Here is a 26,773-nt window from a genome sequence, read left to right as displayed (position 1 = left end):
GATCGCTGACGTGCGCCCGATTATCGTTCTACTGATGGCCTGGTGCCTCAGCATGGGGGCGTACGCAGCGACAGCCCCCGACGCCAAACAGATAACCCAGGAACTGGAGCAGGCAAAAGCGGCCAAACCCGCTCAGCCAGAGACCATCGAGTCGCTCCAGGCTGCCCTGAACGCGCTTGAGGAGCGGAAAGGCTCGCTTGAGCGCGCTCAGCAGTATCAGCAGGTTATCGACAACTTCCCCAAACTCTCCCAGACGCTGCGCGCGCAGCTCAATAATCTGCGTGACGAACCGCGCGATGTGCCGGCAGGCATGACCTCCGACGCGCTGAACCAGGAGATCCTGCAGGTCAGCAGCCAGCTTCTGGAAAAGAGCCGCCTTGCTCAGCAGGAGCAGGAGCGAGCGCGTGAAATTGCCGACTCCCTCAGCCAGCTTCCGCAGCAGCAAACCGACGCCCGTCGCCAGCTTAATGAAGTTGAGCGCCGCGTGGGTACGCAAAACGGCAACACGCCACAGGCGCAGGCCCAAAATCTGGGCCTGCAGGCAGAATCGGCTCGCCTGAAGGCCCTTGTCGATGAACTGGAGCTGGCGCAGCTTTCCGCCAATAACCGCCAGGAGCTGTCGCGAATGCGCTCTGAACTCGCTCAGAAGCAAAGCGAGCAGCTGGACGCTTACCTTCAGGCCCTGCGCAATCAGCTCAACAGTCAGCGCCAGCGTGAAGCGGAGCGCGCGCTGGAAAGTACCGAACTGCTGGCAGAAAACAGCGATAACCTGCCTGCCGGCATCGTCCAGCAGTTTAAGGTCAACCGTGAGCTTTCTGCCGCGCTGAATCAGCAGGCGCAGCGTATGGATCTGGTTGCCTCGCAGCAGCGTCAGGCGACCAATCAAACCTTGCAGGTTCGTCAGGCGTTAAACACCCTGCGCGAGCAGTCCCAGTGGCTCGGGTCATCAAACCTGCTGGGCGAAGCGCTGCGCGCCCAGGTCGCGCGCCTGCCGGAAATGCCTAAGCCGCAGCAGCTGGATACCGAGATGGCCCAGCTGCGCGTTCAGCGCCTGCACTTTGAAGATCTTCTCAATAAACAGCCGCAAATCCGCCAGATCCGTCAGGCTGATGGACAGCCGCTGACCAGCGAGCAAAACCGTATTCTGGAAGCCCAGCTGCGTACCCAGCGTGAACTGCTGAACTCTCTGCTGCAGGGCGGGGATACGCTGATTCTGGAGCTGACCAAGCTGAAGGTTTCTAACAGCCAGCTGGAAGATGCGCTGAAAGAGGTGAACGAGGCGACGCACCGTTATCTCTTCTGGACGTCCGACGTGCGTCCGATGACCTTCTCGTGGCCGATTGAGATTGTCCAGGACCTGCGCCGCCTGATTTCGCTGGATACCTTCAGCCAGCTGGGACAGGCCAGCGTGATGATGTTCACCAGCAAAGAGACCATTTTCCCGCTGCTGGGGGCGTTGATTCTGGTGGGCTTCAGCATTTACTCGCGCAGACATTTCACCCGCTTCCTCGAGCGTTCCAGCTCCCGGGTGGGGAAGGTTACCCAGGATCACTTCTGGCTGACGTTGCGCACCGTATTCTGGTCGATTCTTGTCGCCTCTCCGCTGCCGGTGTTGTGGATGACGCTGGGGTATGGCCTGCGGGAAGCCTGGCCCTATCCGCTCGCGGTAGCGATTGGTGATGGCGTCACCGCCACGGTGCCGCTGCTGTGGGTGGTGATGATATGCGCCACCTTCGCACGCCCCAATGGCCTGTTCATCACCCACTTTGGCTGGCCGCGTAATCGCGTTGCGCGCGCCATGCGTTACTACCTGATGAGCATCGGGCTGATTGTGCCGCTGATTATGGCGCTGATCATGTTCGATAATCTCAACGACCGGGAATTCTCAGGCTCGCTGGGCCGCCTCTGCTTTATGCTGATATGCGGGGCGCTGGCCATCGTCACGCTCAGCCTGAAACGCGCGGGTATTCCGCTCTATCTGGATAAATCCGGCAGCGGCGACAACATGTTCAACCGGCTGCTCTGGAACCTGCTGCTTAGCGCGCCGCTGTTTGCAATGCTGGCAGCCGCGGTGGGCTATCTGGCAACCGCGCAGGCGCTGCTGGCGAGGCTGGAAACCTCGGTCGCCATCTGGTTCCTGCTTCTGGTGGTGTACCACGTGATCCGCCGCTGGATGCTGATCCAGCGCCGCCGTCTGGCGTTTGACCGTGCCAAGCACCGCCGGGCGGAGATCCTCGCCCAGCGCGCGCGGGGTGAGGAAGAGCCAAACCACGTCAACAGTACGGAAGGCACAACGGAAGCGGACGAGGTCGAGCTGGATCTGGATGCCATCAGTACCCAGTCCCTGCGCCTGGTTCGCTCCATCCTGATGCTGATTGCCCTCCTCTCGGTCATCTTCCTGTGGTCAGAGATCCACTCCGCGTTTGGCTTCCTGGAGAACATCTCGCTGTGGGACGTGACCTCCACGGTGCAGGGTGTTGAAAGCCTGGAGCCGATTACCCTGGGGGCGGTGCTGATTGCCATTCTGGTGCTGATCATCACCACCCAGCTGGTGCGTAACTTCCCGGCGCTGCTGGAGCTGGCGCTGCTGCAGCATCTGGATTTGACGCCGGGTACGGGCTATGCGATCACGACCATTACCAAATATCTGATCATGCTGTTTGGCGGGCTGGTTGGCTTCTCGATGATCGGTATTGAGTGGTCGAAGCTCCAGTGGCTGGTGGCAGCGCTCGGTGTAGGGTTAGGTTTTGGTTTACAGGAGATCTTCGCCAACTTCATCTCTGGCCTGATCATTCTGTTCGAAAAACCGATCCGCATTGGCGATACCGTCACGATCCGCGATCTGACCGGCAGCATCACGAAGATCAACACCCGTGCAACGACGATCAGCGACTGGGATCGGAAAGAGATCATCGTGCCAAACAAGGCGTTTATCACCGAGCAGTTCATCAACTGGTCGCTGTCAGACTCCGTTACCCGTGTGGTGCTGACGGTACCGGCACCGTCGGACGCTAACAGCGAAGAGGTCACCCAGATCCTCTACACCGCCGCTGAGCGCTGCTCACTGGTGATCGACAACCCGGCGCCGGAAGTCTTCCTTGTGGATTTACAGCAGGGGATTCAGATTTTCGAGCTGCGTATCTACGCCGCCGAAATGGGACACCGTATGCCGCTGCGCCATGAGATCCACCAGCTGATTCTGGCGGGCTTCCGCGAGCACGGTATTGATATGCCGTTCCCACCTTTCCAGATGCGTCTGGAAAGCCTGGACGGGCGTAAAACAGGAAGAACGCTGACGTCAGCGGCGCGTACGCGCCCGGCGGGTAGTTTGTAACGCGTCTCCCCTCCCTTTCGGGAGGGGAATATTCCCGCTACGCCACTTCTGCGACATATGCCATCGCGCGTCGACGGTAATTCTCATAAATCCCCATCGCCAGCAGCGAGAAGAAGATGGGGCCGCCCACCATCCACAGCGCGCTGTTCCAGTCGTTCGCCTCAATTACCGGCTGGATAATGGTGAAGATGTTGGCAAACGCCACCACCAGCACCACCACCGTGGTGGCCAGCAGCGTTGCCACGCGGCTTTTAAAAATCACAAACGGACGTTCAAGATCCTGCTTCGCCTTAAAGAACGGGAACGCCAGGGTCAGGAACAGGTACGGCAGCGTCATCGACACGTTCGCCATCAGGGTCAGCTTGTTGTAAAACGCAGACGCCGTATCGCCGCCAAATGACACCAGCAGAATGAACACGCACACCAGCAGACACTGCATCCACATGGCGTTAGCAGGCATGCCTGCGGTGTTCAGCTGGGTCATACGCGCAGGCCACAGCGCTTTTGGCGTACCCTGAATAATCGCTTTCAGCGGCGAATAGATCAGTGTGAAGAATGCGCCGGTATAGGCCAGGAACATCGACAGGCCGGTAATACGCGCGAACCAGACCCCCATTACCGATGCCGCCTCGGGACTCAGGTTTATCGCCTGCCCCAGCGTCATCCCCAGGCTTTTCATCAGCACATAGGTGATGTTGCCAAGGTTAGTGGTGTTGTTGCTCAGCACCTGCTGCCAGTTGGTGCTGACGCCCCAGAGAAAAATCGCCAGCGAATAGCCGATGGAAATCACGATGGCGGCAAAAATAATGCCTTTCGCAAAGTTCTTTTCCGGGTTTTCCGTCTTATCAACCAGGCCGCCTACGGCTTCAATACCGCCGTAAGCGAAGATGGCAAACACCACGAAGGAGAGCATGGCGAGCCCGGACTGGTAGCCCGGATTCGGCGAGAAGGCAAAGTTAACCTCCTGCGCGAAGTGACCACCGTTCAGGCACAGGATAGCGATGCTCACCAGCAGCAGCACCAGGTTCAATCCCATCACCGAAATCCCGCCCACGGCGGTAATCCGGGCAATTTTATTGATGCCTTTAGACGCCACCAGCGTCACGACAACCATCCAGCATACCGCCAGAATCCCGACGACCTGCGTGGAGCTCAGCCCGGCCAAAGACCAGACCTGCGTTTTATCGGCGCCGAAAAGAAACGTTGAGAACGGCACCCAGACTTTGGCCGCCGTACTCACCATCCAGACGACGTAGGATGAAAACCACATAAACGTGCCGATAAACGCATAGCGCGGCCCGACGCTGTTATTCATCCATGAGTAGATCCCGCCCTCTTCTTTCCGGTAAGCCGAGCCCATCTCCGCCATCATCAGCGCAAACGGGATAAAGAAGAACAGAGCAGAAACGATATAAAACGGCGTCGCGCTGTAGCCCATCAGATAGAACGCTGACGGGCTGTTGGCAAAGCCAAAGACTGAGGTAAATATCATCAGGATGAGCCCGGTGAGGGTCATCTTTTTGAGTGACTGGGACATAGAACCATCCGAAAAGGAATTAAACTGCGCGGATGGTAGCAGAAGACCAGACAGATATTGTGGCTATGCGGGGCAAATTAAGAAAAAGACCCGTGTATAGGGAATGTGGCAGTTTTTAATGTTGTCGTGCTGAAATGGAAAGGTTAATTGACAGGAATAGTAGGCCGGGTAAGCGCAGCGCCACCCGGCATTTTATTAGGCGCGATCGACCGTAAAGGCAATCACATCGCCAAGCTGCTCTGCGCCCAGGGCCAGCATGACCAGACGGTCAACACCCAGCGCCACGCCGGAGCAATCCGGCAGACCTGCTTTCAATGCTTCAAGCAGATTAACATCAATAGGCTGCTGCGGCAGACCGCGCGCGGCGCGCTTGCGGTTATCCTGCTCGAAGCGCTGCGCCTGCTCGCGGGCGTCGGTCAGTTCATGGAAGCCGTTCGCCAGCTCGATGCCTTTGTAATAGACCTCAAAACGCTCTGCGACACGATGATCTTCGGTACTGATCTGCGCCAGTGAGGCCTGGCTTGCCGGGAAGTGATAAACAAACGTCGGACGGTCTTTGCCAATCTGCGGTTCCACGCCGAAGGTGAACAGCAGCTGCAGCAGCGTGTCGCGATCCTCTTCGGTATCCGCCACGTTGCTCAGATCCAGTTTTGCCGCCACTTCGCGCAGCTGGGTTTTGTCCGCCGACAGCGGATCGATTTCCAGATGGCGCTGGAAAGCCTGCTGATAGGAAAGGGTTTCGGCTTCCGAGCAGTCCAGGACCTGCTGCAGCAGATCGTCCACCTCATTCATCAGGCGGTACATATCATAATGCGGGCGGTACCACTCCAGCATGGTGAATTCCGGGTTGTGGTGACGACCCATCTCTTCATTACGGAAACTGCGGCACAGCTGATAGACCGGACCACACCCCGCTGCCAGCAGGCGTTTCATGTGGTATTCCGGGCTGGTCATCAGATACAAATTCATGCCCTGAGAGTGGCCGGGGCCAACAAAACGGGTTTCAAACGGGACCAGATGAATATCCGTTACCGTTGCCTGACTCATGCACGGGGTTTCCACCTCCAAGACGCCGCGGTCGGCAAAGAAACGGCGGATCTCCGCCATAATTGCAGCGCGTTTTAACAGATTAGGGATGGATGCGCTCGGCTGCCAGGTGGCCGTTTCGCTCATGAGTTGTTCTCCGATTTCAGACAAGGGCACGAAGTCTACTCGTTAGCCGGGGCAGAGACAAATTTTGTGCAGTAAAAAAGCGCATTTCATTTAGGTGAACAATTGCGTGACGTATTTCATCAATCTTCATGATAAATCGCCTGACAGAACAGCAAAAAAATCGAACACGTCAAATTTCCCTGACATCTACACGGTTATACTGTTTTACCCATAAAGGAGCAGTGGAAACGCTTTCGCAATCGTCCTTTTGGACGGGTGAACTACCTTTAGTTTGTCGCGTTGCGAAATAACAAAAATCTGGAGGAATGTCGTGCAAACTTTTCAAGCCGATCTTGCCGTAATAGGCGCTGGCGGGGCTGGATTACGTGCTGCGATTGCTGCAGCACAAGCTAATCCCAACGCTAAAATCGCATTGATTTCAAAAGTCTATCCAATGCGTAGTCACACAGTGGCAGCAGAAGGAGGGTCCGCCGCCGTTGCGCAGGATCATGACAGCTTTGAATACCATTTCCACGACACGGTTGCAGGGGGCGACTGGCTTTGCGAACAGGATGTCGTTGACTACTTTGTGCACCATTGTCCAACGGAGATGACCCAGCTTGAACAGTGGGGATGTCCATGGAGCCGCCGTCCGGACGGCAGCGTCAACGTTCGCCGCTTCGGCGGCATGAAGATCGAACGCACCTGGTTCGCCGCCGATAAGACCGGCTTCCACATGCTGCACACCCTGTTCCAGACCTCCCTTCAGTTCCCACAAATCCAGCGCTTCGATGAACATTTCGTCCTCGACATTCTGGTGGATGATGGACAGGCGCGCGGCCTGGTGGCGATGAACATGATGGAAGGCACGCTCGTCCAGATCCGCGCCAATGCGGTGGTGATGGCGACGGGCGGTGCGGGTCGCGTTTATCGTTATAACACCAACGGCGGCATCGTTACCGGCGACGGTATGGGCATGGCGCTCAGCCACGGCGTGCCGCTGCGCGATATGGAATTCGTGCAGTATCACCCAACCGGCCTGCCGGGCTCCGGCATTCTGATGACGGAAGGCTGCCGCGGTGAAGGCGGTATTCTGGTCAATAAAAACGGCTATCGCTATCTGCAGGATTACGGCATGGGCCCGGAAACCCCGCTCGGCGAGCCGAAGAACAAATACATGGAGCTCGGCCCGCGTGACAAAGTCTCTCAGGCTTTCTGGCACGAGTGGCGCAAAGGCAACACCATCTCCACGCCGCGCGGCGATGTAGTCTATCTCGACCTGCGTCATCTGGGCGAGAAGAAGCTGCTGGAACGTCTGCCGTTCATCTGCGAGCTGGCGAAAGCCTACGTTGGCGTGGATCCGGTTAAAGAGCCGATCCCGGTGCGTCCAACCGCGCACTACACCATGGGCGGTATCGAAACCGATCAGCAGTGCGAAACCCGCATTAAAGGGCTGTTCGCCGTCGGCGAATGTTCTTCCGTTGGCCTGCACGGCGCTAACCGTCTCGGGTCTAACTCGCTGGCAGAGCTGGTTGTCTTTGGCCGCATGGCGGGCGAGCGCGCAATGGAGCGTGCGGCAACCGCAGGTGAAGCCAACGGTGCCGCGCTGGATGCGCAGGTCGCAGACGTTGAAAAACGCCTGAAAGATCTGGTGAACCAGGAGGGTAACGAGAACTGGTCTAAGATCCGCGACGAGATGGGCCTGTCGATGGAAGAAGGCTGCGGTATCTACCGTACCCCTGAGCTGATGCAAAAAACCGTCGACAAGCTGGCGGAACTGCAGGAGCGCTTCAAGCGCGTGCGCATCACCGACACCTCCAGCGTATTCAACACCGACCTGCTCTACACCATCGAGCTGGGCCACGGTCTGAACGTCGCGGAATGTATGGCGCACTCTGCGCTGGCGCGCAAAGAGTCGCGTGGGGCCCACCAGCGTCTGGACGAAGGCTGTACCGAACGTGACGACGTCAATTTCCTGAAACACACTCTCGCCTGGCGCGATGCGGATGGCACCACACGTCTGGACTACAGCGACGTGAAAATCACCACGCTGCCGCCGGCAAAACGCGTGTACGGTGCAGAAGCAGAAGCCGCCGAGAAGAAGGAGAAGGCGAATGGCTGAGATGCAAAAAATGAAAGTTGAAGTGGTGCGCTACAATCCGGAAGTGGACGCCGCACCGCACAGCGCTTTCTATGAAGTGCCTTATGACGAGCAAACCTCCCTGCTGGACGCGCTCGGCTATATCAAAGACAACCTGGCGCCAGACCTGAGCTACCGCTGGTCCTGCCGCATGGCGATCTGCGGCTCCTGCGGCATGATGGTCAACAAGGTGCCGAAGCTGGCCTGTAAGACCTTCCTGCGCGAGTACACTAAAGGTATTAAGGTCGAAGCGCTGGGCAACTTCCCGATTGAACGCGATCTGGTGGTCGATATGACCCACTTTATCGAAAGCCTGGAAGCCATTAAGCCGTACATCATTGGTAACCCACGCACGCCGGATCAGGGGCCAAACACCCAGACCCCGGCGCAGATGGCGAAATATCATCAGTTCTCCGGCTGCATCAACTGCGGTCTTTGCTACGCCGCCTGTCCACAGTTTGGCCTGAACAAGGAGTTCATCGGCCCGGCCGCCATTACCCTGGCGCACCGCTATAACGAGGACAGCCGCGACCACGGCAAAAAAGAACGTATGGCGCAGCTTAACAGCCAGAACGGCGTCTGGAGCTGTACCTTTGTGGGCTACTGCTCCGAAGTCTGTCCGAAGCACGTCGACCCGGCCGCCGCTATTCAGCAGGGTAAAGTGGAAAGCTCGAAAGACTTTCTTATCGCTACCCTGAAACCACGCTAAGGAGTGCATGATGACGACTAAACGCAAAGCCTATGTGCGGCCAATGCCGTCCACCTGGTGGAAAAACCTGCCGTTTTATCGCTTCTATATGCTGCGTGAAGGCACGGCGGTACCGGCGGTCTGGTTCAGCCTAGAGCTGATGTACGGCGTTTTTGCCCTCAAGCACGGTCCGGAAACCTGGGCCAGCTTCGTCGGTTTCCTGCAAAACCCGATCATCGTTGTGCTGAACCTGATCGTGCTCGCGGCCGCGCTGCTTCATACCAAAACGTGGTTTGAACTGGCGCCAAAAGCGGCGAACATCATCGTTAAAGACGAAAAAATGGGGCCAGAGCCGGTGATTAAAGGGCTCTGGGCGGTGACGATTCTGGTCACTGTGGTCATTCTGTTTGTCGCACTGTTCTGGTAAGGAGGCACCTGTGATCAATCCAAATCCAAAACGTTCTGACGAGCCGGTCTTCTGGGGCCTGTTTGGCGCAGGCGGCATGTGGAGCGCCATCATCGCCCCCGTCATCATCCTGCTGGTCGGCATTATGCTGCCGCTGGGGCTGTTCCCGGGCGATGCGCTGAGCTACGAGCGCGTACTGGCGTTCGCGGGCAGCTTTATCGGTCGCGTGTTCATCTTCCTGATGATCGTCCTGCCGCTGTGGTGTGGTCTGCACCGTATTCACCATGCGATGCATGACCTGAAAATCCATGTCCCGAGCGGTAAATGGGTGTTCTACGGTCTGGCGACCATCCTGACCGTGGTGACGCTGATTGCCGTGGTCACCATCTGACGCTTCTGGCCCGCCATCCGGCGGGCCTTTTATTTCTGCATCTTTCCCACCAGCCACTGGGCAAACTCGCGCATTGCGGGCGTTTCTGTCCGTGACTGTAGTCTTGTGAGCCAGTAGCTGCCGAGGTCAATCTGCGTTGTAAACGGCTGCACGATGCGCTCGCTGCTGAGTAAATGGGCAAACATGTCGACAGGCGCAATGGCAATCCCGACGCCTGCCTGGGCCGCTTCCAGCATGGTCACGGACGAGTCAAACACCATCACCCGGTGCGTCGGCGAGGGAGGATGTTCACCCGCTGCCTGCATCCACTCAGCCCACTCGTCGCGTCGGTAGGAGCGCAGCAGGGTAAACTTCAGGATATCTGCCGGGCTTTTCAGGCAAGAGGCAATATCGGGTGTACAGAGCGCAGACAGCGGCGCGGCGCAAAGAAATTCAGCATCGGTTCCATGCCACGCGCCGCCACCGTAGCGAATGGTGTAATCAAGCCCTTCAGCCGCCGGATCGACGCGATTGTTATGGGTGGAAAGCTGAAGATCAATATGCGGATAGCAGCGGCGAAAGTCCGCGAGCTCTGAGAATAAAACACCCGTGGCAAAGGTCCCTACCACACCTATTTTGAGCTTCTCCTGAGCACGCTGGCTGGCAAAGCGATCCAACATTCCGGCGATACGATCGAACGAGTCATTCAGCACCGGCAGCAAATTCTCGCCTTCGGTGGTCAACATCAGCCCGCGCGAAACGCGGACAAACAGCTGGCAATTAAGGTGCTGCTCCAGCGCCTTTACGTGCTGGCTAATCGCGGAATGAGTGACGTTCAGCTCGATAGCGGCATGCGTAAAACTAAGGTGCCTGGCAGCAGCTTCAAACGCCCGCAGGGAATTAAGAGGAAGATAGCTGCGCGTCATAGTCTCGTCCGTTAGAAAAATTAACAGCTAATGCTAAATTTAACCGTTTGTCAGCCATAGTCAAATCCAACAGACTACAGCGGTCTGACGGGCCCGGACACTCCCTTGAACCGCTATTACGGAAGATAACTGATGATGAAAAAATCCCTAAGCTGTGCCCTGCTGCTCAGCGCCTCCTTCTCAGTATTGGCTGCACCGATGTCAGAAAAACAGCTGGCTGAGGTGGTGGAACGTACCGTTACGCCGTTGATGAAAGCGCAGGCCATCCCGGGTATGGCGGTGGCGGTGATTTATCAGGGTCAGCCGCACTACTTTACCTTCGGTAAAGCCGATGTTGCGGCAAACAAACCTGTCACCCCACAAACCTTGTTCGAACTGGGCTCTATAAGTAAAACCTTCACCGGCGTACTGGGTGGCGATGCCATTGCTCGCGGTGAAATATCGCTCGGCGATCCGGTGACAAAGTACTGGCCTGAGCTGACGGGCAAGCAGTGGCAGGGGATTCGCATGCTGGATCTGGCAACCTATACCGCAGGCGGTCTGCCGTTACAGGTACCGGATGAGGTCACGGATAACGCCTCTCTGCTGCGCTTTTATCAAAACTGGCAGCCGCAGTGGAAGCCGGGCACCACGCGTCTTTATGCTAATACCAGCATTGGTCTTTTTGGCGCGCTGGCGGTCAAACCTTCCGGCATGAGTTATGAGCAGGCCATAACGGCGCGGGTCTTTAAGCCGCTCAAGCTGAACCATACGTGGATTAACGTTCCGAAAGCGGAAGAGGCGCATTACGCCTGGGGATACCGTGACGGTAAAGCGGTCCACGTTTCGCCAGGCATGCTCGACGCGGAAGCCTATGGCGTAAAAACTAACGTGAAGGATATGGCGAGCTGGGTGATGGTGAACATGAAGCCTGACTCCCTTCAGGATACTTCACTCAGGCAAGGCATTGCCCTGGCGCAGTCTCGCTACTGGCGCGTGGGGGCCATGTATCAGGGGTTAGGCTGGGAAATGCTTAACTGGCCGGTCGATGCCAAAACCGTAGTTGAAGGTAGCGACAATAAGGTGGCGCTGGCACCGCTGCCTGCGAGAGAAGTAAATCCTCCGGCACCGCCGGTTAAGGCCTCCTGGGTCCATAAAACAGGCTCTACCGGCGGATTTGGCAGCTACGTGGCCTTTATACCTGAAAAGCAGCTCGGCATTGTGATGCTGGCAAATAAAAGCTATCCGAACCCTGCACGCGTTGATGCGGCATACCGCATCCTCGATGCGCTGCAGTAAAACATTGCCGGGTGGCGGCTTCGCCTTACCCGGCCTACAAAATCCACGGTGTGACGCCGTACAAAAACCACATTTTCCTTGCCGTCATCTACACTTAACAAAAAACAGTAAGGAAACTCCTATGCGCATTTTGCCTGTTATCGCCGCGGTGACAGCCGCGTTTTTAGTGGTTGCCTGCAGTTCCCCTACCCCACCGCCTGGCGTTACCGTCGTCACGCCTTTTGATGCACAACGCTTCCTTGGAACATGGTATGAAATCGCGCGCCTCGACCACCGGTTTGAGCAGGGCTTAGAGAAGGTCACTGCGAATTACAGCCCGATGGATGATGGCGGTATTCAGGTGATCAACCGGGGCTATAACCCCGACCGGGAGATGTGGCAACAGTCGATTGGGAAAGCGTACTTCACGGGCGACCCGCGGCGGGCCGCGCTTAAAGTCTCGTTCTTTGGCCCGTTTTATGGCGGCTATAACGTGATCGCGCTCGACAGAGAGTACCGTCACGCGCTGGTCTGCGGGCCAGATCGCGACTATCTGTGGATACTCTCCCGCACGCCAACTATTTCGTCAGATATGAAACAGCAGATGCTGGACGTCGCGACCCGGCAAGGGTTTGATGTGTCAAAACTTATCTGGGTGAAACAACCCCATTAATGGGTGCTGAGCTTCAGCCCAACGATCCCGGCCACAATCAAGGCGAGGCTGGCGATACGCGCCAGACTCGCTGACTCTCCCAGCAGCAGAATGCCGGTGATAGCGGCACCCACCGCGCCAATACCCGTCCAGACGGCATAAGCCGTTCCCACAGGCAGAGAGCGCATCGCCCAGGATAACAGAACGATACTGACTATCATGGCGGTAACGGTAATGACGCTGGGCGTCAGGCGGGTAAATCCGTGGGTGTACTTGAGACCAATCGCCCATACCACTTCGAGCAGGCCAGCAATAAAAAGAATGATCCAGGACATGTCAGGCTCCTTAACTTAATACAAGTTGGGGCCGTCCCCGGTGAAAGAAATGCTTACGGGTCGTCCCGTAAGGCAGAGATTACGCCACCTATTGTGGTTAGCGTGCTATTTTTTTTCAATCATTTTTTGCTGAACACGTTAAGGCAAGAAATAGCCGCAGTATGGCGCGGAGTTCCGGCTTTTAGCACTCATCCGACTTCTCTATGATGATGTGCTTTCTGATGGCAGGAAGCCAAACCACTAGCCGACTGCGAATAAAATATGTTCAAAATTCTTTTGATTGACCGTTGTCACTTCACCCGCACGGGGTTTGAAGCATGGCTCAATCATTCCGGTTTGTTCCCGGGACACTACGTTGTGACCGGGCTGAATAATCTGTTTCTTGCCAGAGAACACATTCTGCAATGGAAACCTACGCTGGTTATTGCTGACCTGTACGGCTTCAGGCAGGACATTCACCATTTTCAGCAGCTCTCGTCCCTGCTTAACGCCAGTGAACGCTTACCGTTTATTTTGCTGCAATCGGGAGAGGACAGCGGCATGACAGACTGGCTCGGACAGTTCCCGGTGTGGTCGTCGTTGTTGAAAAACGCCAGTCTCGAAGAAGTGGCAACGGTTATCAACGACGCATTGATCTCGCGCTCATGCGCAGAAAGGCCAGCGGCGGCGGCCCCCTTGCTGACCCGGCAGGAAGAGAAAGTGCTGACATTGTGGATGGACGGCGCGAGCAATCAAAAAATTGCCGCTCACCTGAGTATCAACGGAAAAACGGTCTATACCTATAAACGCAATATCCGCATGAAATTGCATATGGATACGCGTTTTTCTCCGTTTTTATCCCTGCAGGAATCGGAAAGCTGACGGTACGAAACCCGGCTGGTCCCGTACCGTTTATTCATTACTGCTGAGCTTTTGTTGCTGCACCAGAGATTGCGCTACCACCTTCAGAAATATCCTGACCGACGCCACGCGTGGTATTACAGGCCGTTAACACTGAAGAAAGTACCAAGACTGAAAAGATCGCTGCAATTGTCTTCTTAACCATAATATCTTCCTTTTATAGCCAAAGTTGTTTTGTGTATAGCAACTTAAGAATAGACAAGATCCCGCCGGTTGACGGAAAAGGACGCATTTTTAGGAAAATTAGACGAACTTAGCTGGCGGCGTGAGAAATGATATGGCCGAGATCCTGGATGTCTTGTCCCATTCCACGCGTGGTGTTACAGCCGGAAAGCAATGCGCAGGAAAGCGCTAACAGAAGCAGAATTTTAACGGTACGTTTCATCATCCCTGCCTGCAAGAATCAGGCGCAGCGGGCGCTGCGCCTTCAATCATACGTAAATTACTTCACGCGAGATACGTATTCGCCGGAGCGGGTATCCACTTTGATCACTTCGCCAGTCTGTACGAACAGTGGCACTTTAACCACGGCGCCGGTAGACAGTTTGGCTGGTTTACCGCCGGTACCTGCGGTATCACCTTTCAGACCTGGATCGGTTTCAACGATTTCCAGTTCTACGAAGTTTGGTGGGGTCACAGCGATAGGCTGGCCGTTCCACAGGGTCACGATGCACTCAGCCTGATCCAGCAGCCATTTAGCGCTGTCACCTACCGCTTTCTCATCAGCAGACAGCTGTTCGAAAGTGGAGTTGTTCATGAAATGATAGAACTCACCGTCGTTGTACAGATAGGTCAGGTTCATATCAACAACATCAGCGCCTTCAGCGGAGTCAGTAGACTTGAAGGTTTTCTCAACACGGGTACCGGTCAGCAGACGGCGCAGCTTAACGCGTGCGAATGCCTGGCCTTTACCTGGTTTAACGAATTCGCTGGCTTCAACCGCGTACGGTTCGCCGTCCATCATGATTTTAAGACCAGCACGAAAATCGTTGCTATAGTACGTTGCCATAAGGCCCTCTAAATTTGTTAACTGGTAGCTAAGCCACAAAATGGCGCATATTGTAACCCTAAACACCCCGTCCAGAGAAGATTGGTTATCGCAACTTGCCGATGTAATCACCAGTCCTGATGAATTGCTGCGTCTTTTAGACCTCGATCAGCACCCAGAGTTGCTTGCAGGCCGCGAGGCAAAGCGCCTGTTCGCCCTGCGCGTTCCCCGCGCGTTTGTGGCGCGGATGGAGAAAGGCAATCCCGACGATCCGCTATTAAAACAAACGCTTACTTCGCAGGATGAGTTTGTCACCGCGCCGGGTTATAGCACCGATCCGCTGGAAGAGCAGAACAGCGTGGTGCCCGGTTTACTGCACAAGTATCTCAACCGCGCCCTGCTGCTGGTAAAAGGTGGCTGTGCGGTAAATTGTCGTTATTGCTTCCGTCGGCACTTCCCTTATGCCGAAAACCAGGGCAATAAACGCAACTGGCAGGTCGCGCTGGACTATATCGCCGCCCATCCGGAGCTGGATGAGATTATTTTTTCCGGCGGCGACCCGCTGATGGCAAAAGATCATGAGCTGGACTGGCTGCTGACTCAGCTTGAAGCCATCCCGCACATTAAGCGCCTGCGCATTCACAGCCGTTTACCGATTGTTATTCCGGCACGTATCACGGACGGCCTGGTGTCACGCCTGGAGCAGTCCCGATTGCAGGTGCTGCTGGTGAACCATATTAACCACGCGAACGAAATTGACGATGCGTTTCGCGCGGCGATGGCGCGACTGCGTAAAGCGGGCGTGACGCTGCTGAACCAGAGCGTGCTGCTGCGCGGCGTCAATGACAGCGCCCGCGTGCTGGCCGATCTGAGCAATGCCCTGTTTGATGCGGGCGTGATGCCCTATTACCTGCACGTGCTGGATCGCGTTCAGGGCGCGGCCCATTTCATGGTGACGGACGAAGAAGCCCGGCAGATTATGCGCGAACTGTTAACGCTGGTTTCAGGCTATATGGTGCCGAAGCTGGCACGCGAGATTGGCGGAGAGCCGAGCAAGACGCCGCTGGATTTGCAGCTGCGGCAGCACTAAAAAGGCAGGTGGCGCTACGCTTACCTGCCCTACGGGGTCCGGGCGCAGCGCCATCAGCAAGTTAACTCAGTTTGGGCACTTGTAGACCTGGCCGCTCATCTGGCTGGCGGTCGGCACGAAGCTGGACAGCATACTCTGCGTTGGGCTGCTCACGCCGTAAATCACGTTGCCACCCATTGCCGCAGCCTGGTTACGCAGGGCATTCGCCGCACCGCGCATAGAGCCACCTTCTTCGCCATGCTGACCAGACATCCAGTTGCTTTGCTCACCGGTTGCCGTGCCTAACAGCTGGCATTCACTGCCTGGCTTATCTTCCACAAAGCGAACACCCTGGCCCGCTGCCGACAGCTCATTGCTGGAGCTACAACCCGCCAGCAGCAATGCTGCCCCTACAATCCCTGCACAGACTTTTACGCGCATGTTATTCCTCGTTTTCAATAAGCTGGACAGTAGTTGTCCGTGTGTAAATCTTATACCTAAAAGATGACCAAAAGAAAAACCCCCGAGCATTTCTGCCCGGGGGTTTTTCACATTCTACGACGTAGAGCGCACGATTACATCATGCCGCCCATTCCGCCCATGCCGCCCATACCAGCAGCACCTAAGTCAGGCGCATCGCCTTTTGGCAGGTCGGTCACCATGCACTCGGTGGTGATCATCAGACCAGCAACAGAGGCCGCATACTGCAGAGCAGAACGGGTTACTTTAGTTGGGTCCAGGATACCGAAGTCGATCATATTGCCGTATTCTTCGGTTGCCGCGTTGTAACCGTAGTTACCTTCGCCCGCTTTAACGTTGTTCGCCACAACAGATGGCTCTTCACCGGCGTTGGACACGATCTGACGCAGAGGCGCTTCCATTGCGCGCAGCGCAACTTTGATACCCACGTTCTGATCTTCGTTCTGAGCGGTCAGGCCAGCCAGTTTAGCGGCCACGCGCACCAGCGCAACGCCACCACCCGCAACCACGCCTTCTTCTACCGCAGCACGGGTCGCGTGCAGGGCATCGTCAACGCGTGCTTTTTTCTCTTTCATTTCAACTTCGGTCGCCGCACCGACTTTAATTACCGCAACGCCGCCAGCCAGTTTCGCTACGCGCTCCTGCAGTTTTTCACGGTCGTAATCGGAAGTCGCTTCTTCGATCTGCTTACGGATCTGACCCACGCGGCCCTGAATAGCGGCTTCTTCACCCACGCCATCGATGATGGTGGTGGTGTCTTTGTTGATCACAACGCGTTTCGCCTGGCCCAGGTCTTCCAGGGTCGCTTTTTCCAGCTCCATACCGATCTCTTCAGAGATCACGGTACCGCCGGTCAGAGTAGCGATATCCTGCAGCATCGCTTTACGGCGATCGCCGAAGCCAGGTGCTTTAACAGCAGCCACTTTCACGATGCCGCGCATGGTGTTAACCACCAGAGTTGCCAGCGCTTCGCCTTCAACGTCTTCAGCGATGATAACCAGCGGTTTGCCTGCTTTAGCAACGGCTTCCAGCACTGGCAGCATTTCGCGGATGTTGGAGATTTTCTTGTCAGCCAGCAGGATGAACGGGCTTTCCAGCTCAACAGCGCCAGTCTCTGGCTTGTTGATGAAGTATGGGGACAGGTAACCGCGGTCGAACTGCATACCTTCAACCACGTCCAGTTCGTCTTCCAGACCGGTACCGTCTTCAACGGTGATCACGCCTTCTTTACCGACTTTATCCATCGCTTCTGCGATCAGTTTACCTACGGTTTCGTCGGAGTTAGCGGAGATGGTACCAACCTGAGCAATGGCTTTAGAGTCAGAGCACGGTACGGACAGCGCTTTCAGTTCTTCAACAGCGGAGGCGACAGCTTTGTCGATACCACGTTTCAGATCCATTGGGTTCATGCCCGCAGCAACGGCTTTCAGACCTTCAGTGATGATAGCCTGCGCCAGAACGGTCGCGGTGGTGGTACCGTCGCCTGCAGCGTCGTTCGCTTTAGAGGCAACTTCTTTCACCATCTGCGCGCCCATGTTTTCGAACTTGTCTTCCAGCTCGATTTCACGTGCTACAGAAACACCATCTTTGGTGATGGTTGGCGCGCCGAAGGATTTATCCAGCACTACGTTACGGCCTTTCGGGCCCAGGGTCACTTTAACTGCATCTGCCAGTACGTTTACGCCGCGGAGCATTTTTACACGAGCGTCGTTACCGAATTTTACGTCTTTAGCTGCCATGTTCTTATTTCCTCAAATTCTCGTGCGTAAATTACGCTTCAACAATTGCCAGAATGTCGCTCTCGGACATGATCAACACTTCTTCATTGTCGATCTTCTCGGTTTTCACGCCGTAGCCATCGTTGAAAATTACGATGTCACCAACTTTAACGTCCAGCGGCTGCACAGTTCCGTTTTCCAGGATGCGGCCCTTACCGACAGCGATGATTTCGCCACGCGTTGATTTGGCTGCTGCAGAACCGGTCAGAACGATGCCGCCAGCAGACTTGGTTTCAACTTCTTTACGTTTGACGATCACACGATCATGTAACGGACGAATACTCATTGATAGCTCTCCTTTGAGAAAGTCATTATCAGTTATGGATGACGCCGGCCCGCAAGCGGTTTTCCGACTAGTGCCCTGAGAGATGGGGATAGCTTTTTACCCCTTCAAGGGGGAGTTGAAAAAAAAATTTGCGAAAGTGTTACCATCGCCTCTCTTTTGGTACTGGCAGGGCGATGTCAATGAGTGGACTCAAGCAGGAGTTAGGGCTGGCGCAGGGCGTTGGCCTGCTCTCAACCTCCTTGTTAGGTACGGGCGTGTTTGCCGTACCGGCACTGGCGGCGCTGGTCGCGGGAAATAATAGCCTGTGGGCGTGGCCAGCGCTGATTGTACTGGTTTTCCCGATAGCCATTGTGTTTGCCATCCTGGGGCGGCATTTCCCCAGCGCGGGCGGCGTGGCGCACTTTGTCGGTCTGGCCTTTGGGCCGCGGCTGCAGCGTGTCACCGGCTGGCTGTTTCTCTCCGTCATTCCGGTTGGCCTTCCTGCGGCATTGCATATTGCGACCGGCTTTGGTCAGGCGCTGTTTGGCTGGCATAACGAGCAGTTATTGCTGGCCGAGTTGGGCACGCTGGCTATCGTCTGGTGGGTAGGCTCTCGCGGGGCCCGCTCCAGCGCCAACCTGCAGACGCTGGTTGCGGTGCTGATTGTCGCGCTCGTTGCCGCTATCTGGTGGGCGGGCGATATCACAATCAAGGAAATTCCCTTCCCGGCGGTGACAGACGTCGATCATTCACAGCTTTTCGCCGCGCTCTCCGTCATGTTCTGGTGTTTTGTGGGTCTGGAAGCCTTTGCCCATCTTGCCTCTGAATTTAAGCAGCCTGAGCGCGATTTCCCCCGGGCGCTGGTGATAGGCCTGCTGCTGGCAGGCACGGTCTACTGGGCGTGTACCGTGCTGGTGTTGCACTTCCACGCGTTCGGCGCGGATCTCGCCGCCGCGGCATCGCTGCCGGGTATCGTGGTTAATCTGTTTGGCGTGAAGGCGCTGTGGATCGCCTGCGTCATCGGCTATCTGGCCTGTTTTGCCAGCCTCAACATTTATATCCAGAGCTTTGCCCGGCTGGTGTGGTCGCAGGCGCTCGACAAACCTGAGAATCGCCTCGCGCGCCTGTCTAAACGCCAGCTTCCGCTGAATGCCCTGAATGCCGTGCTGGGCTGCTGCGTGTTGAGCACGCTGTGTATTTACGCACTGAAAATCAATCTGGACGCGCTGATCGTCTACGCCAACGGTATTTTCATTATGATCTACCTGCTGTGCATGCTGGCGGGATGTCGTTTGCTGCAAGGTCGCTATAAAACACTGGCGGTCATCGGGGGTGGGCTTTGCCTGCTGTTGCTGGCGATGGTGGGATGGAAGAGTCTGTACGCGATTGTCATGCTGGCAGGACTGTGGCTGTTTTTACCAAAGCGCGATGCGCACCAGTAGCGCCCGGTAAGCGAAGCGCCACCGGGCAAATCTATCACCGATCGTCTTTATGGTCTAAACGGTCGTGCTGTTCATCTTTACGCTGATATTCCCCTTCAAAGGTATCGCCTGGCCCGGTGCTGAACCCACCGCCAGGCATACGGTTAAAGCGCAGATGCGGCAGCAGCTTCATGGTCAGGTGCTTTTGCACCGGCGGCAGAAGCAGCAGAAGGCCGAGAAAGTCGGTGAAGAACCCCGGCAGGATCAGCAGCAGCCCCGCAATAATCAGCGATACGCTTTTGATCATCTCCGCTGCCGGGCTTTCGCCTGCGGCCATCTTCTCCTGCATTAACAGGAAATTTTTGAAACCCTGATTACGCACCAGCGACATGCCGATGACGGAGGTGAAAATCACCAGAATCAGCGTCAGCAGGACGCCCAGCACATGGGCAACCTGGATGAAAATGGAAATCTCAATGTAAACATAGAGAAAGAAAGCAATAAACGGTATCCAGCGCACTGGCATCTCCTGTGTGGCAAGGGCCGGCGGGCCCCTGTCTGAATGTGTTCGCGACGCGCGTTTGTATGAGATGGTGACGGTTAGCGAAAATTCAATCAGTTTGCACGGATATTTTTTTCGGAAATATTAAAGCGGTGACCCATTTCACAGATTAATAATTATCATGGAATCGGCTCGATAATAAGTGATCCAGCTTACGGCAATTCGCTATCATCAGCATATGATCTCGAACATCTGGCTGATTGAGGGAATAATCGTCGGCCAGAAAATATTCAAAACCACATAAATACTGTGTGTTTAGTACAATCCATCGGCAGCTTGAAAAGAAGGTTCACATGTTAAACAACATTCGTATCGAAGAAGACTTGTTGGGTACTAGGGAAGTTCCAGCGGATGCCTACTACGGTGTTCACACTCTGAGAGCGATTGAAAACTTCTACATCAGCAACAGCAAAATCAGCGACATCCCTGAGTTTGTCCGTGGCATGGTGATGGTGAAGAAAGCCGCAGCCCTGGCCAACAAAGAGCTGCAAACCATTCCTAAAAGCGCGGCAAATGCGATTATCGCAGCCTGCGATGAAGTGCTGAACAACGGAAAATGCATGGATCAGTTCCCGGTTGACGTCTATCAGGGCGGCGCGGGCACCTCCGTCAACATGAATACCAACGAAGTACTGGCAAACATTGGCCTGGAGCTGATGGGTCACCAGAAAGGTGAATACCAGTACCTTAACCCGAACGACCACGTTAACAAATGCCAGTCCACCAACGACGCTTACCCTACCGGCTTCCGTATCGCGGTGTATGCCTCTGTAGTGAAACTGGTGGATGCGATCAACCAACTGGGTGATGGCTTCCAGCGTAAAGCGGTTGAGTTCCAGGACATCCTGAAAATGGGTCGTACCCAGCTGCAGGACGCGGTGCCGATGACCCTCGGCCAGGAATTCCACGCGTTTAACGTGCTGCTTAACGAAGAGACCAAAAACCTGCTGCGCACCTCCGAGCTGCTGCTGGAAGTGAACCTGGGCGCAACCGCCATCGGTACACGTCTGAACACCCCGGATGGCTATCAGCAGCTGGCGGTACAGAAGCTGGCTGAAGTCTCTAACCTGCCGGTTGTGCCTGCAGAAGACCTGATTGAAGCGACCTCCGACTGCGGCGCCTACGTCATGGTACACAGCGCCCTGAAACGTCTGGCAGTGAAACTGTCCAAAATCTGTAATGACCTGCGCCTGCTTTCCTCCGGTCCGCGCGCTGGCCTGAACGAAATCAACCTGCCAGAGCTGCAGGCGGGTTCGTCCATCATGCCGGCCAAGGTGAACCCGGTTGTGCCAGAAGTGGTGAATCAGGTTTGCTTCAAAGTCATCGGTAACGATACAACCGTGACCATGGCCTCTGAAGCGGGTCAGTTGCAGCTGAACGTGATGGAGCCAGTGATTGGCCAGGCGATGTTTGAATCTATCCACATCCTGACCAACGCCTGCTACAACCTGCTGGAAAAATGCATTAACGGCATCACAGCGAATAAAGAAGTCTGTGAGGGTTATGTCTATAACTCCATCGGGATCGTCACCTACCTCAACCCGTTCATCGGTCACCACAACGGTGACATCGTCGGTAAGATTTGTGCCGAAACCGGTAAGAGCGTACGTGAAGTGGTGCTGGAGCGCGGGCTGTTGACCGAAGCGGAGCTGGACGATATCTTCTCGGCCCAGAACCTGATGCACCCGGCATATAAAGCAAAACGATATACCGATGAAAGCGAACAGTAACCGTTCAGGCTAGGCTTCTTAAGGCACGTCACTTGTGACGTGCCTTTTTTCTTTTTAGGCGTTACCGAAATACAACAATTCAATATCAACTTGTTAATAAGCAAGGAAGGTCCTTATGTTTGGAGCAGAACTCGTCATCGTCTTGTTGGCGATTTATTTGGGAGCAAGACTCGGGGGTATCGGCATCGGTTTTGCTGGTGGTCTCGGGGTGCTCGTTCTTACCCTTATCTTTCAGATTAAACCCGGCGCAATCCCGTTTGACGTTATCGAAATCATCATGGCAGTTATTGCCGCTATCGCCGCCATGCAGGTGGCAGGCGGTATGGACTACCTGGTGAGCCTGGCGGAGCGTATGCTGCGCCGCCATCCAAAATACATTACCTTCCTTGCCCCGCTGGTGACCTGGTTTATGACCATTCTCGCCGGTACGGGCCACACCGCCTTCTCCACGCTGCCGGTGATTACCGAAGTGGCGAAAGAGCAGGGTATCCGTCCGTCTCGTCCGCTCTCTATTGCCGTCGTCGCGTCCCAGATTGCGATTACCGCCTCGCCGATTTCCGCTGCGGTGGTCTTCTTCGCCGGTATCCTTGAGCCGATGGGCGTGAGCTACCTGACGCTGCTGGCGATCTGTATCCCGGTGACGCTGATTGCGGTGATGATCACTGCCGTGCTGTGTAACTTCCTCGGCGCTGAACTGAAAGACGATCCGGTTTATCAGGAGCGTCTGGCAAAAGGTGAAGTGAGCCTGCGCGGCAGCCAGGTCTTCGAGCTGAAGCCGCACGCGAAGCGCTCCGTGCTGCTGTTCCTGATCGGTATCGTCGCCGTCATGTTCTATGCGACCGCCATCAGCGATACCGTGGGCCTGATCCAGAACCCGGTCCTGCCGCGTAACGAAGCGATTGTGGTGTTTATGCTGACCATCGCGACGCTGATTAGCATCACCTGTAAAATTGATACCAGCGAAGTGCTGAACGCCAGCACCTTCAAATCCGGTATGAGCGCCTGCGTGTGCGTGCTGGGTGTGGCGTGGCTCGGTGATACCTTCGTGAAAGCGCACATCAGCGACATTCAGACCGTAGCAGGCGACCTGCTGCACAACTATCCGTGGCTGCTGGCGGTGGTGCTGTTCTTTGCCGCTACCCTGCTTTACTCCCAGGCGGCGACCACCAAAGCGCTGATGCCTGCGGCACTGATGCTGGGCGTTACCCCGCTGACGGCGATTGCCTCTTTCGCGGCGGTGTCTGCCCTGTTCGTTCTGCCAACCTACCCAACCCTGCTGGCGGCGGTGGAGATGGACGACACAGGCTCAACCCGTATCGGTAAGTATGTGTTTAACCACGCGTTCCTGATCCCGGGCGTGGTTGCCATTTCACTTTGCGTGATCCTCGGCTTTATCATTGGCGGCGTGGTGCTGTAAACGGTGAGTAGTTGTAAAAATAGTTAAAATCGGGCCGCTCTGCGGCCCGTTTCATTAATGACCAATCGCCTTGCGTGATATAGTGAAGACTTTCGTGATGAGGAGGTCGACTTGTGAACACGCCTGATGCTGTTGTCGTACTGTGTACCGCCCCTGATGAAGCCTCTGCCCAGGATCTCGCCGCCAAAGTGCTGGCCGAAAAGCTGGCTGCCTGCGTGACGCTCCTCCCTGGTGCCACCTCCCTTTATTACTGGGAAGGCAAGCTGGAGCAAGAGTACGAAGTTCAGATGTTGCTCAAAACTAATCTGGCGAATCAGCAGGCTCTCCTGGACTGCCTCAAATCTCATCATCCTTACCAAACCCCGGAGCTGCTGGTCCTGCCAGTGGTTCATGGCGATAACGACTATCTCTCATGGCTCAACGCTTCCTTACGCTGATCCTGCTGCTGTGCAGCACGTCAGCTTTTGCCGGGTTGTTTGACGCGCCCGGCCGTTCGAACTTCATCCCTGCCGACCAGGCTTTCGTTTTCGATTTTCAGCAAAACCAGCATGACCTTACGCTCAACTGGCAGGTGAAAGAGGGTTATTACCTCTATCGCAAGCAGGTAAGCATTACGCCTGCTCAGGCCAGCATGGGCGCTTTACAGATGCCCTCTGGCGAGTGGCATGAGGACGAGTTCTACGGCAAGAGTGAAATCTACCGCCAGCGCCTGAGCGTGCCTGTTACGGTGAATCAGGCGGATAAAGGTGCGACCCTGACGGTGACCTATCAGGGGTGCGCGGACGCGGGATTCTGCTATCCGCCTGAAACGAAGGTCGTTCCGCTCAGCGAAGTTAAGGCTGCCGCCGCTTTCTCCCCTCTCCCCTCTGGGGAGAGCGGTAAAAGTGAAGCCGCGTCAGACCTTCCGTTCTCCGCGCTGTGGGCCTTGCTGATCGGTATCGGCATTGCCTTTACGCCGTGCGTGCTGCCGATGTATCCGCTCATCTCTGGCATCGTGCTGGGCGGTAAGCAACGGCTTTCCACCGCCCGCGCCCTGCTGTTGGCCTTTATTTATGTGCAGGGCATGGCGTTGACCTACACAGCCCTTGGCCTTGTGGTTGCCGGTGCTGGGTTACAGTTCCAGGCCGCACTGCAGCATCCTTACGTCCTTATTGGCTTGTCGGTGGTGTTTATCCTGCTGGCTCTGTCGATGTTCGGCCTGTTTACCCTGCAGTTACCGTCGTCTCTGCAAACTCGCTTAACGCTAATGAGTAATCGCCAGCAGGGTGGCTCGGCGGGTGGGGTATTCGCGATGGGAGCCATCGCTGGTTTAATTTGTTCCCCTTGCACCACCGCACCGCTGAGCGCCATCCTGCTCTATATTGCCCAGAGCGGCAATCTGTGGCTTGGCGGCGGTACGCTGTACCTTTACGCGCTGGGCATGGGCCTGCCGCTGATTCTGGTCACGGTTTTCGGCAATCGACTTCTGCCGAAGAGCGGCCCGTGGATGGAGACGGTGAAAACCGCGTTTGGCTTTGTGATTCTGGCGCTGCCGGTGTTCCTCCTCGAGCGTATCATCGGCGACGTCTGGGGTTTGCGCCTGTGGGCGATGCTCGGCGTAGCATTCTTCTCCTGGGCGTTTATCGTCAGTCTGGGGGCGAAAAAAGCGTGGATGCGCCTGGTGCAAATCCTCCTGCTCGCCGCCGCGCTGGTGAGCGTGCGTCCTCTTCAGGACTGGGCGCTCGGCTCGCCGGTAGGCCAGACGCAGGCGCATCTGAACTTCATCCAGATTAAGAACGTTGATGAGCTCAACAGCGCGCTCGCACAGGCAAAAGGCAAACCGGTGATGCTCGATCTCTATGCCGACTGGTGCGTTGCCTGCAAAGAGTTTGAGAAATATACCTTTAGCGATCCGCAGGTGCAAAGCGCCCTGAAAGAGACCGTTTTGCTTCAGGCGAACGTGACCGCCAATAATGCGCAGGATAAGGCTCTGCTAAAGCAGCTTAACGTGCTCGGGCTGCCAACCATTCTGTTCTTCAATCAGCAGGGCCAGGAGCAGCCAGAACAGCGTGTAACCGGGTTTATGGATGCAGCGGCATTTAACGCGCATTTGCGCAATCGCCAACCGTAAACAACACTTTAAACGGGACAAACCGTTGGGAATAGCGGAGGAGATAACCGTGCAACGTGAAGACGTACTGGGACAAGCTCTGCAATTACTTGAGATTCAAGGGATCGCCAGCACCACGCTTGAGATGGTAGCCGACCGTATCGATTACCCCGTAGATGATCTTAAGCGCTTCTGGCCGGATAAAGAGGCGCTTGTTTATGATGCCCTGCGCTATCTCAGCCAGCAGGTTGATGTCTGGCGCAGGCAGCTGATGCTGAATGAAGAACTGACTGCGGAACAAAAGCTGCTGGCGCGCTATACCGCCCTGACGGAATGTGTCAGCAACAACCGGTACCCGGGTTGTCTGTTCATCGCCGCCTGCACTTATTTTCCCGACCCAGGCCATCCTGTCCATCAGCTGGCGGATCAGCAAAAACGGGCGGCGCATGACTTCACCCACGAGCTGCTGACCAAGCTGGAAGTGGATGATCCGGCAATGGTGGCGAAACAGATGGAGCTGGTGCTGGAGGGCTGCCTGAGCCGCATGCTGGTGAACCGTAGCCAGGCCGACGTGGATACGGCGCACCGGCTGGCGGAAGATATTCTGCGCTTTGCTCAGTGTCGTATGGGCGGGGCATTGACGTAAGTGAACCTGTTAAATTCGACGTATTCGGCGCGTAAACCGCCAGATTGCCGCAAACTTAAGCAGTTGAACAGCTTTTCCCGAAATAATGTTGACGCTAGAGCGTGATTGCGGTTTAATGCGCTCCGTTGCCCGGATAGCTCAGTCGGTAGAGCAGGGGATTGAAAATCCCCGTGTCCTTGGTTCGATTCCGAGTCCGGGCGTCGGTAGAGCAGGGGATTGAAAATCCCCGTGTCCTTGGTTCGATTCCGAGTCCGGGCACCACTATTTAAAGAACCCAGCCTATGGCTGGGTTTTTGCTTTTCTGCGTTTATCAAAACCTTCCCTGTTTTTATATACCTGTATCTCTTTCCAGTAAGAGTGTGCGGTCTGGTCTGCCCGGTGGCACTGCGCTTACCGGGCCTACGGATTTTGCAGGCAGGATAAGGCGAAGCCGCCATCCGCCATAATTTCTGACGCACAAAGCAAAAAACCCCGCACCTTACGGTACGGGGTTCTTCTTAATTGATGCCTGGCAGTTCCCTACTCTCACATGGGGTGAGAGACTCGAACACACCTTAAAGATGTGTCGTTTCAATTTTCAGCTTGATCCAGATTTTTAAAGAGCAAAACTTCGCAGTGCACCTTTTCAGGT

At 55.7% G+C, this 26,773-nt stretch carries 26 protein-coding genes and 1 tRNA gene; 16 read left to right on the top strand and 11 right to left on the bottom strand.

Annotated elements, in window-relative coordinates:
• Positions 1 to 10 precede the first annotated feature (10 nt).
• Positions 11 to 3,334: a miniconductance mechanosensitive channel MscM gene (gene mscM, locus GXP72_RS02075; protein ID WP_208763424.1), complete on the top strand. Its 3,324-nt coding sequence runs from the start codon at positions 11 to 13 to the stop codon at positions 3,332 to 3,334.
• A gap of 37 nt (positions 3,335 to 3,371) precedes the next feature.
• On the opposite strand, the gene yjeM is transcribed toward mscM, so the two are convergent.
• Both yjeM and epmA read right to left on the bottom strand, forming a co-directional pair.
• Positions 3,372 to 4,871 carry a glutamate/gamma-aminobutyrate family transporter YjeM gene (gene yjeM / locus GXP72_RS02070; protein WP_208763423.1) on the bottom strand — a complete coding sequence of 500 codons (1,500 nt, stop codon included), beginning with the start codon at positions 4,869 to 4,871 and terminating at the stop codon, positions 3,372 to 3,374.
• 195 nt (positions 4,872 to 5,066) lie between these two features.
• Positions 5,067 to 6,044: an elongation factor P--(R)-beta-lysine ligase gene (gene epmA / locus GXP72_RS02065; protein WP_023310126.1), complete on the bottom strand. Its 978-nt coding sequence runs from the start codon at positions 6,042 to 6,044 to the stop codon at positions 5,067 to 5,069.
• A 310-nt stretch (positions 6,045 to 6,354) separates the two neighbouring features.
• Here epmA and frdA point away from each other — a divergent pair, with 310 nt between their 5' ends.
• The 4 genes from frdA to frdD are packed head-to-tail and all read left to right on the top strand — an operon-like array spanning position 6,355 to position 9,648.
• Positions 6,355 to 8,145 carry a fumarate reductase (quinol) flavoprotein subunit gene (frdA, locus tag GXP72_RS02060; protein ID WP_024907346.1) on the top strand — a complete coding sequence of 597 codons (1,791 nt, stop codon included), beginning with the start codon at positions 6,355 to 6,357 and terminating at the stop codon, positions 8,143 to 8,145.
• Positions 8,138 to 8,872 carry a succinate dehydrogenase/fumarate reductase iron-sulfur subunit gene (locus GXP72_RS02055; RefSeq protein WP_023310124.1) on the top strand — a complete coding sequence of 245 codons (735 nt, stop codon included), beginning with the start codon at positions 8,138 to 8,140 and terminating at the stop codon, positions 8,870 to 8,872. The genes frdA and GXP72_RS02055 overlap by 8 nt, the downstream gene beginning before the upstream one ends.
• Before the next feature lie 10 nt (positions 8,873 to 8,882).
• Complete coding sequence (frdC, locus tag GXP72_RS02050) at positions 8,883 to 9,278, top strand: fumarate reductase subunit FrdC (protein WP_090419405.1); 396 nt, start codon at positions 8,883 to 8,885, stop codon at positions 9,276 to 9,278.
• A 10-nt stretch (positions 9,279 to 9,288) separates the two neighbouring features.
• A complete protein-coding gene (gene frdD, locus GXP72_RS02045) occupies positions 9,289 to 9,648 on the top strand; it encodes a fumarate reductase subunit FrdD (protein ID WP_013095272.1) in 360 nt (119 codons plus the stop codon).
• A gap of 29 nt (positions 9,649 to 9,677) precedes the next feature.
• Here the strand turns inward: frdD and ampR are convergent, their stop codons facing one another.
• Positions 9,678 to 10,553 (bottom strand): LysR family transcriptional regulator AmpR, encoded by an 876-nt coding sequence (gene ampR / locus GXP72_RS02040; protein ID WP_208763422.1) that lies wholly within the window; start codon positions 10,551 to 10,553, stop codon positions 9,678 to 9,680.
• Positions 10,554 to 10,685: 132 nt separating this feature from the next.
• Here ampR and blaACT point away from each other — a divergent pair, with 132 nt between their 5' ends.
• Both blaACT and GXP72_RS02030 read left to right on the top strand, forming a co-directional pair.
• Entirely contained in the window at positions 10,686 to 11,831 is a 1,146-nt protein-coding gene (gene blaACT, locus GXP72_RS02035) for an ACT family cephalosporin-hydrolyzing class C beta-lactamase (protein WP_208763421.1), read from the top strand.
• A 121-nt stretch (positions 11,832 to 11,952) separates the two neighbouring features.
• A complete protein-coding gene (locus GXP72_RS02030; protein ID WP_090419412.1) occupies positions 11,953 to 12,483 on the top strand; it encodes a lipocalin family protein in 531 nt (176 codons plus the stop codon).
• On the opposite strand, the gene sugE is transcribed toward GXP72_RS02030, so the two are convergent.
• Positions 12,480 to 12,797 (bottom strand): quaternary ammonium compound efflux SMR transporter SugE, encoded by a 318-nt coding sequence (sugE, locus tag GXP72_RS02025; RefSeq protein WP_008502938.1) that lies wholly within the window; start codon positions 12,795 to 12,797, stop codon positions 12,480 to 12,482. The two genes, GXP72_RS02030 and sugE, sit on opposite strands and share 4 nt — an antisense overlap.
• A 261-nt stretch (positions 12,798 to 13,058) precedes the next feature.
• Here sugE and GXP72_RS02020 point away from each other — a divergent pair, with 261 nt between their 5' ends.
• Positions 13,059 to 13,658 carry a LuxR C-terminal-related transcriptional regulator gene (locus tag GXP72_RS02020; protein WP_024907351.1) on the top strand — a complete coding sequence of 200 codons (600 nt, stop codon included), beginning with the start codon at positions 13,059 to 13,061 and terminating at the stop codon, positions 13,656 to 13,658.
• Between the two features lie 37 nt (positions 13,659 to 13,695).
• On the opposite strand, the gene ecnB is transcribed toward GXP72_RS02020, so the two are convergent.
• The 3 genes from ecnB to efp all read right to left on the bottom strand — a co-directional run bounded on the left by ecnB (position 13,696) and on the right by efp (position 14,706).
• The gene (gene ecnB / locus GXP72_RS02015; RefSeq protein WP_003025482.1) at positions 13,696 to 13,842 is read right to left on the bottom strand and encodes a lipoprotein toxin entericidin B; all 147 of its coding nucleotides are present in this window, start codon (positions 13,840 to 13,842) and stop codon (positions 13,696 to 13,698) included.
• A 108-nt stretch (positions 13,843 to 13,950) separates the two neighbouring features.
• Entirely contained in the window at positions 13,951 to 14,082 is a 132-nt protein-coding gene (locus GXP72_RS02010; RefSeq protein WP_048990206.1) for an entericidin A/B family lipoprotein, read from the bottom strand.
• Between the two features lie 57 nt (positions 14,083 to 14,139).
• Positions 14,140 to 14,706 carry an elongation factor P gene (efp, locus tag GXP72_RS02005; RefSeq protein WP_010427766.1) on the bottom strand — a complete coding sequence of 189 codons (567 nt, stop codon included), beginning with the start codon at positions 14,704 to 14,706 and terminating at the stop codon, positions 14,140 to 14,142.
• A gap of 40 nt (positions 14,707 to 14,746) precedes the next feature.
• Between efp and epmB the strand changes: the two genes are divergently transcribed.
• A complete protein-coding gene (epmB, locus tag GXP72_RS02000) occupies positions 14,747 to 15,775 on the top strand; it encodes an EF-P beta-lysylation protein EpmB (RefSeq protein WP_049123429.1) in 1,029 nt (342 codons plus the stop codon).
• Positions 15,776 to 15,841: 66 nt separating this feature from the next.
• Here the strand turns inward: epmB and GXP72_RS01995 are convergent, their stop codons facing one another.
• The 3 genes from GXP72_RS01995 to GXP72_RS01985 form a co-directional block, all read right to left on the bottom strand.
• On the bottom strand, positions 15,842 to 16,195 hold the full coding sequence (locus GXP72_RS01995) for a DUF4156 domain-containing protein (RefSeq protein ID WP_024907354.1): 354 nt from the start codon (positions 16,193 to 16,195) through the stop codon (positions 15,842 to 15,844).
• Between the two features lie 134 nt (positions 16,196 to 16,329).
• On the bottom strand, positions 16,330 to 17,973 hold the full coding sequence (gene groL, locus GXP72_RS01990; protein ID WP_023310114.1) for a chaperonin GroEL: 1,644 nt from the start codon (positions 17,971 to 17,973) through the stop codon (positions 16,330 to 16,332).
• Between the two features lie 31 nt (positions 17,974 to 18,004).
• The gene (locus GXP72_RS01985) at positions 18,005 to 18,298 is read right to left on the bottom strand and encodes a co-chaperone GroES (protein ID WP_004152420.1); all 294 of its coding nucleotides are present in this window, start codon (positions 18,296 to 18,298) and stop codon (positions 18,005 to 18,007) included.
• Between the two features lie 179 nt (positions 18,299 to 18,477).
• On the opposite strand from GXP72_RS01985, the gene yjeH reads away from it, so the two are divergent.
• Positions 18,478 to 19,719, top strand: coding sequence for an L-methionine/branched-chain amino acid transporter (gene yjeH / locus GXP72_RS01980; RefSeq protein ID WP_208763420.1), 1,242 nt, complete (start codon positions 18,478 to 18,480; stop codon positions 19,717 to 19,719).
• Positions 19,720 to 19,753: 34 nt separating this feature from the next.
• Here yjeH and GXP72_RS01975 read toward each other — a convergent pair whose 3' ends face one another.
• Positions 19,754 to 20,218 (bottom strand): FxsA family protein, encoded by a 465-nt coding sequence (locus GXP72_RS01975; RefSeq protein ID WP_024907356.1) that lies wholly within the window; start codon positions 20,216 to 20,218, stop codon positions 19,754 to 19,756.
• A 335-nt stretch (positions 20,219 to 20,553) separates the two neighbouring features.
• Between GXP72_RS01975 and aspA the strand changes: the two genes are divergently transcribed.
• From aspA to GXP72_RS01945, 6 genes are all read left to right on the top strand, one after another.
• Positions 20,554 to 21,990 carry an aspartate ammonia-lyase gene (gene aspA / locus GXP72_RS01970; RefSeq protein ID WP_003855923.1) on the top strand — a complete coding sequence of 479 codons (1,437 nt, stop codon included), beginning with the start codon at positions 20,554 to 20,556 and terminating at the stop codon, positions 21,988 to 21,990.
• 115 nt (positions 21,991 to 22,105) lie between these two features.
• A complete protein-coding gene (locus GXP72_RS01965; RefSeq protein WP_024907357.1) occupies positions 22,106 to 23,407 on the top strand; it encodes an anaerobic C4-dicarboxylate transporter in 1,302 nt (433 codons plus the stop codon).
• 113 nt (positions 23,408 to 23,520) lie between these two features.
• Positions 23,521 to 23,844 (top strand): divalent cation tolerance protein CutA, encoded by a 324-nt coding sequence (gene cutA, locus GXP72_RS01960; protein ID WP_014168278.1) that lies wholly within the window; start codon positions 23,521 to 23,523, stop codon positions 23,842 to 23,844.
• Positions 23,820 to 25,517, top strand: a complete 1,698-nt coding sequence (locus GXP72_RS01955) for a protein-disulfide reductase DsbD (RefSeq protein WP_090419418.1) — start codon at positions 23,820 to 23,822, stop codon at positions 25,515 to 25,517. Before cutA ends, GXP72_RS01955 begins: the two co-directional genes overlap by 25 nt.
• A 49-nt stretch (positions 25,518 to 25,566) precedes the next feature.
• Positions 25,567 to 26,142 carry a transcriptional regulator gene (locus GXP72_RS01950; RefSeq protein ID WP_024907359.1) on the top strand — a complete coding sequence of 192 codons (576 nt, stop codon included), beginning with the start codon at positions 25,567 to 25,569 and terminating at the stop codon, positions 26,140 to 26,142.
• 127 nt (positions 26,143 to 26,269) lie between these two features.
• Positions 26,270 to 26,342, top strand: a tRNA-Phe gene (locus GXP72_RS01945).
• Positions 26,343 to 26,773: the final 431 nt, after the last annotated feature.

Origin of the sequence: Enterobacter sp. SES19 (assembly GCF_011765665.1) — a bacterium.
Taxonomy (GTDB): Bacteria; Pseudomonadota; Gammaproteobacteria; order Enterobacterales; family Enterobacteriaceae; genus Enterobacter; species Enterobacter pseudoroggenkampii.
The sequence above is the reverse complement of the archived record's forward strand: the minus strand, read 5'-3'. Positions and strand labels throughout refer to the sequence as shown.

Bases quoted from the DNA above. Each gene is read 5' to 3' on its own strand.
- ecnB (WP_003025482.1), bottom strand. From the start codon at position 13,842: ATGGTTAAGAAGACAATTGCAGCGATCTTTTCAGTCTTGGTACTTTCT.
- blaACT (WP_208763421.1), top strand. From the start codon at position 10,686: ATGATGAAAAAATCCCTAAGCTGTGCCCTGCTGCTCAGCGCCTCCTTC.
- GXP72_RS02055 (WP_023310124.1), top strand. From the start codon at position 8,138: ATGGCTGAGATGCAAAAAATGAAAGTTGAAGTGGTGCGCTACAATCCG.
- efp (WP_010427766.1), bottom strand. From the start codon at position 14,706: ATGGCAACGTACTATAGCAACGATTTTCGTGCTGGTCTTAAAATCATG.
- aspA (WP_003855923.1), top strand. From the start codon at position 20,554: ATGTTAAACAACATTCGTATCGAAGAAGACTTGTTGGGTACTAGGGAA.
- groL (WP_023310114.1), bottom strand. From the start codon at position 17,973: ATGGCAGCTAAAGACGTAAAATTCGGTAACGACGCTCGTGTAAAAATG.
- GXP72_RS01965 (WP_024907357.1), top strand. From the start codon at position 22,106: ATGTTTGGAGCAGAACTCGTCATCGTCTTGTTGGCGATTTATTTGGGA.
- GXP72_RS01955 (WP_090419418.1), top strand. From the start codon at position 23,820: ATGGCTCAACGCTTCCTTACGCTGATCCTGCTGCTGTGCAGCACGTCA.
- ampR (WP_208763422.1), bottom strand. From the start codon at position 10,553: ATGACGCGCAGCTATCTTCCTCTTAATTCCCTGCGGGCGTTTGAAGCT.
- sugE (WP_008502938.1), bottom strand. From the start codon at position 12,797: ATGTCCTGGATCATTCTTTTTATTGCTGGCCTGCTCGAAGTGGTATGG.
- GXP72_RS01985 (WP_004152420.1), bottom strand. From the start codon at position 18,298: ATGAGTATTCGTCCGTTACATGATCGTGTGATCGTCAAACGTAAAGAA.
- frdC (WP_090419405.1), top strand. From the start codon at position 8,883: ATGACGACTAAACGCAAAGCCTATGTGCGGCCAATGCCGTCCACCTGG.
- yjeM (WP_208763423.1), bottom strand. From the start codon at position 4,871: ATGTCCCAGTCACTCAAAAAGATGACCCTCACCGGGCTCATCCTGATG.
- yjeH (WP_208763420.1), top strand. From the start codon at position 18,478: ATGAGTGGACTCAAGCAGGAGTTAGGGCTGGCGCAGGGCGTTGGCCTG.
- epmA (WP_023310126.1), bottom strand. From the start codon at position 6,044: ATGAGCGAAACGGCCACCTGGCAGCCGAGCGCATCCATCCCTAATCTG.
- GXP72_RS01995 (WP_024907354.1), bottom strand. From the start codon at position 16,195: ATGCGCGTAAAAGTCTGTGCAGGGATTGTAGGGGCAGCATTGCTGCTG.
- GXP72_RS02010 (WP_048990206.1), bottom strand. From the start codon at position 14,082: ATGAAACGTACCGTTAAAATTCTGCTTCTGTTAGCGCTTTCCTGCGCA.
- GXP72_RS02030 (WP_090419412.1), top strand. From the start codon at position 11,953: ATGCGCATTTTGCCTGTTATCGCCGCGGTGACAGCCGCGTTTTTAGTG.
- GXP72_RS02020 (WP_024907351.1), top strand. From the start codon at position 13,059: ATGTTCAAAATTCTTTTGATTGACCGTTGTCACTTCACCCGCACGGGG.
- epmB (WP_049123429.1), top strand. From the start codon at position 14,747: ATGGCGCATATTGTAACCCTAAACACCCCGTCCAGAGAAGATTGGTTA.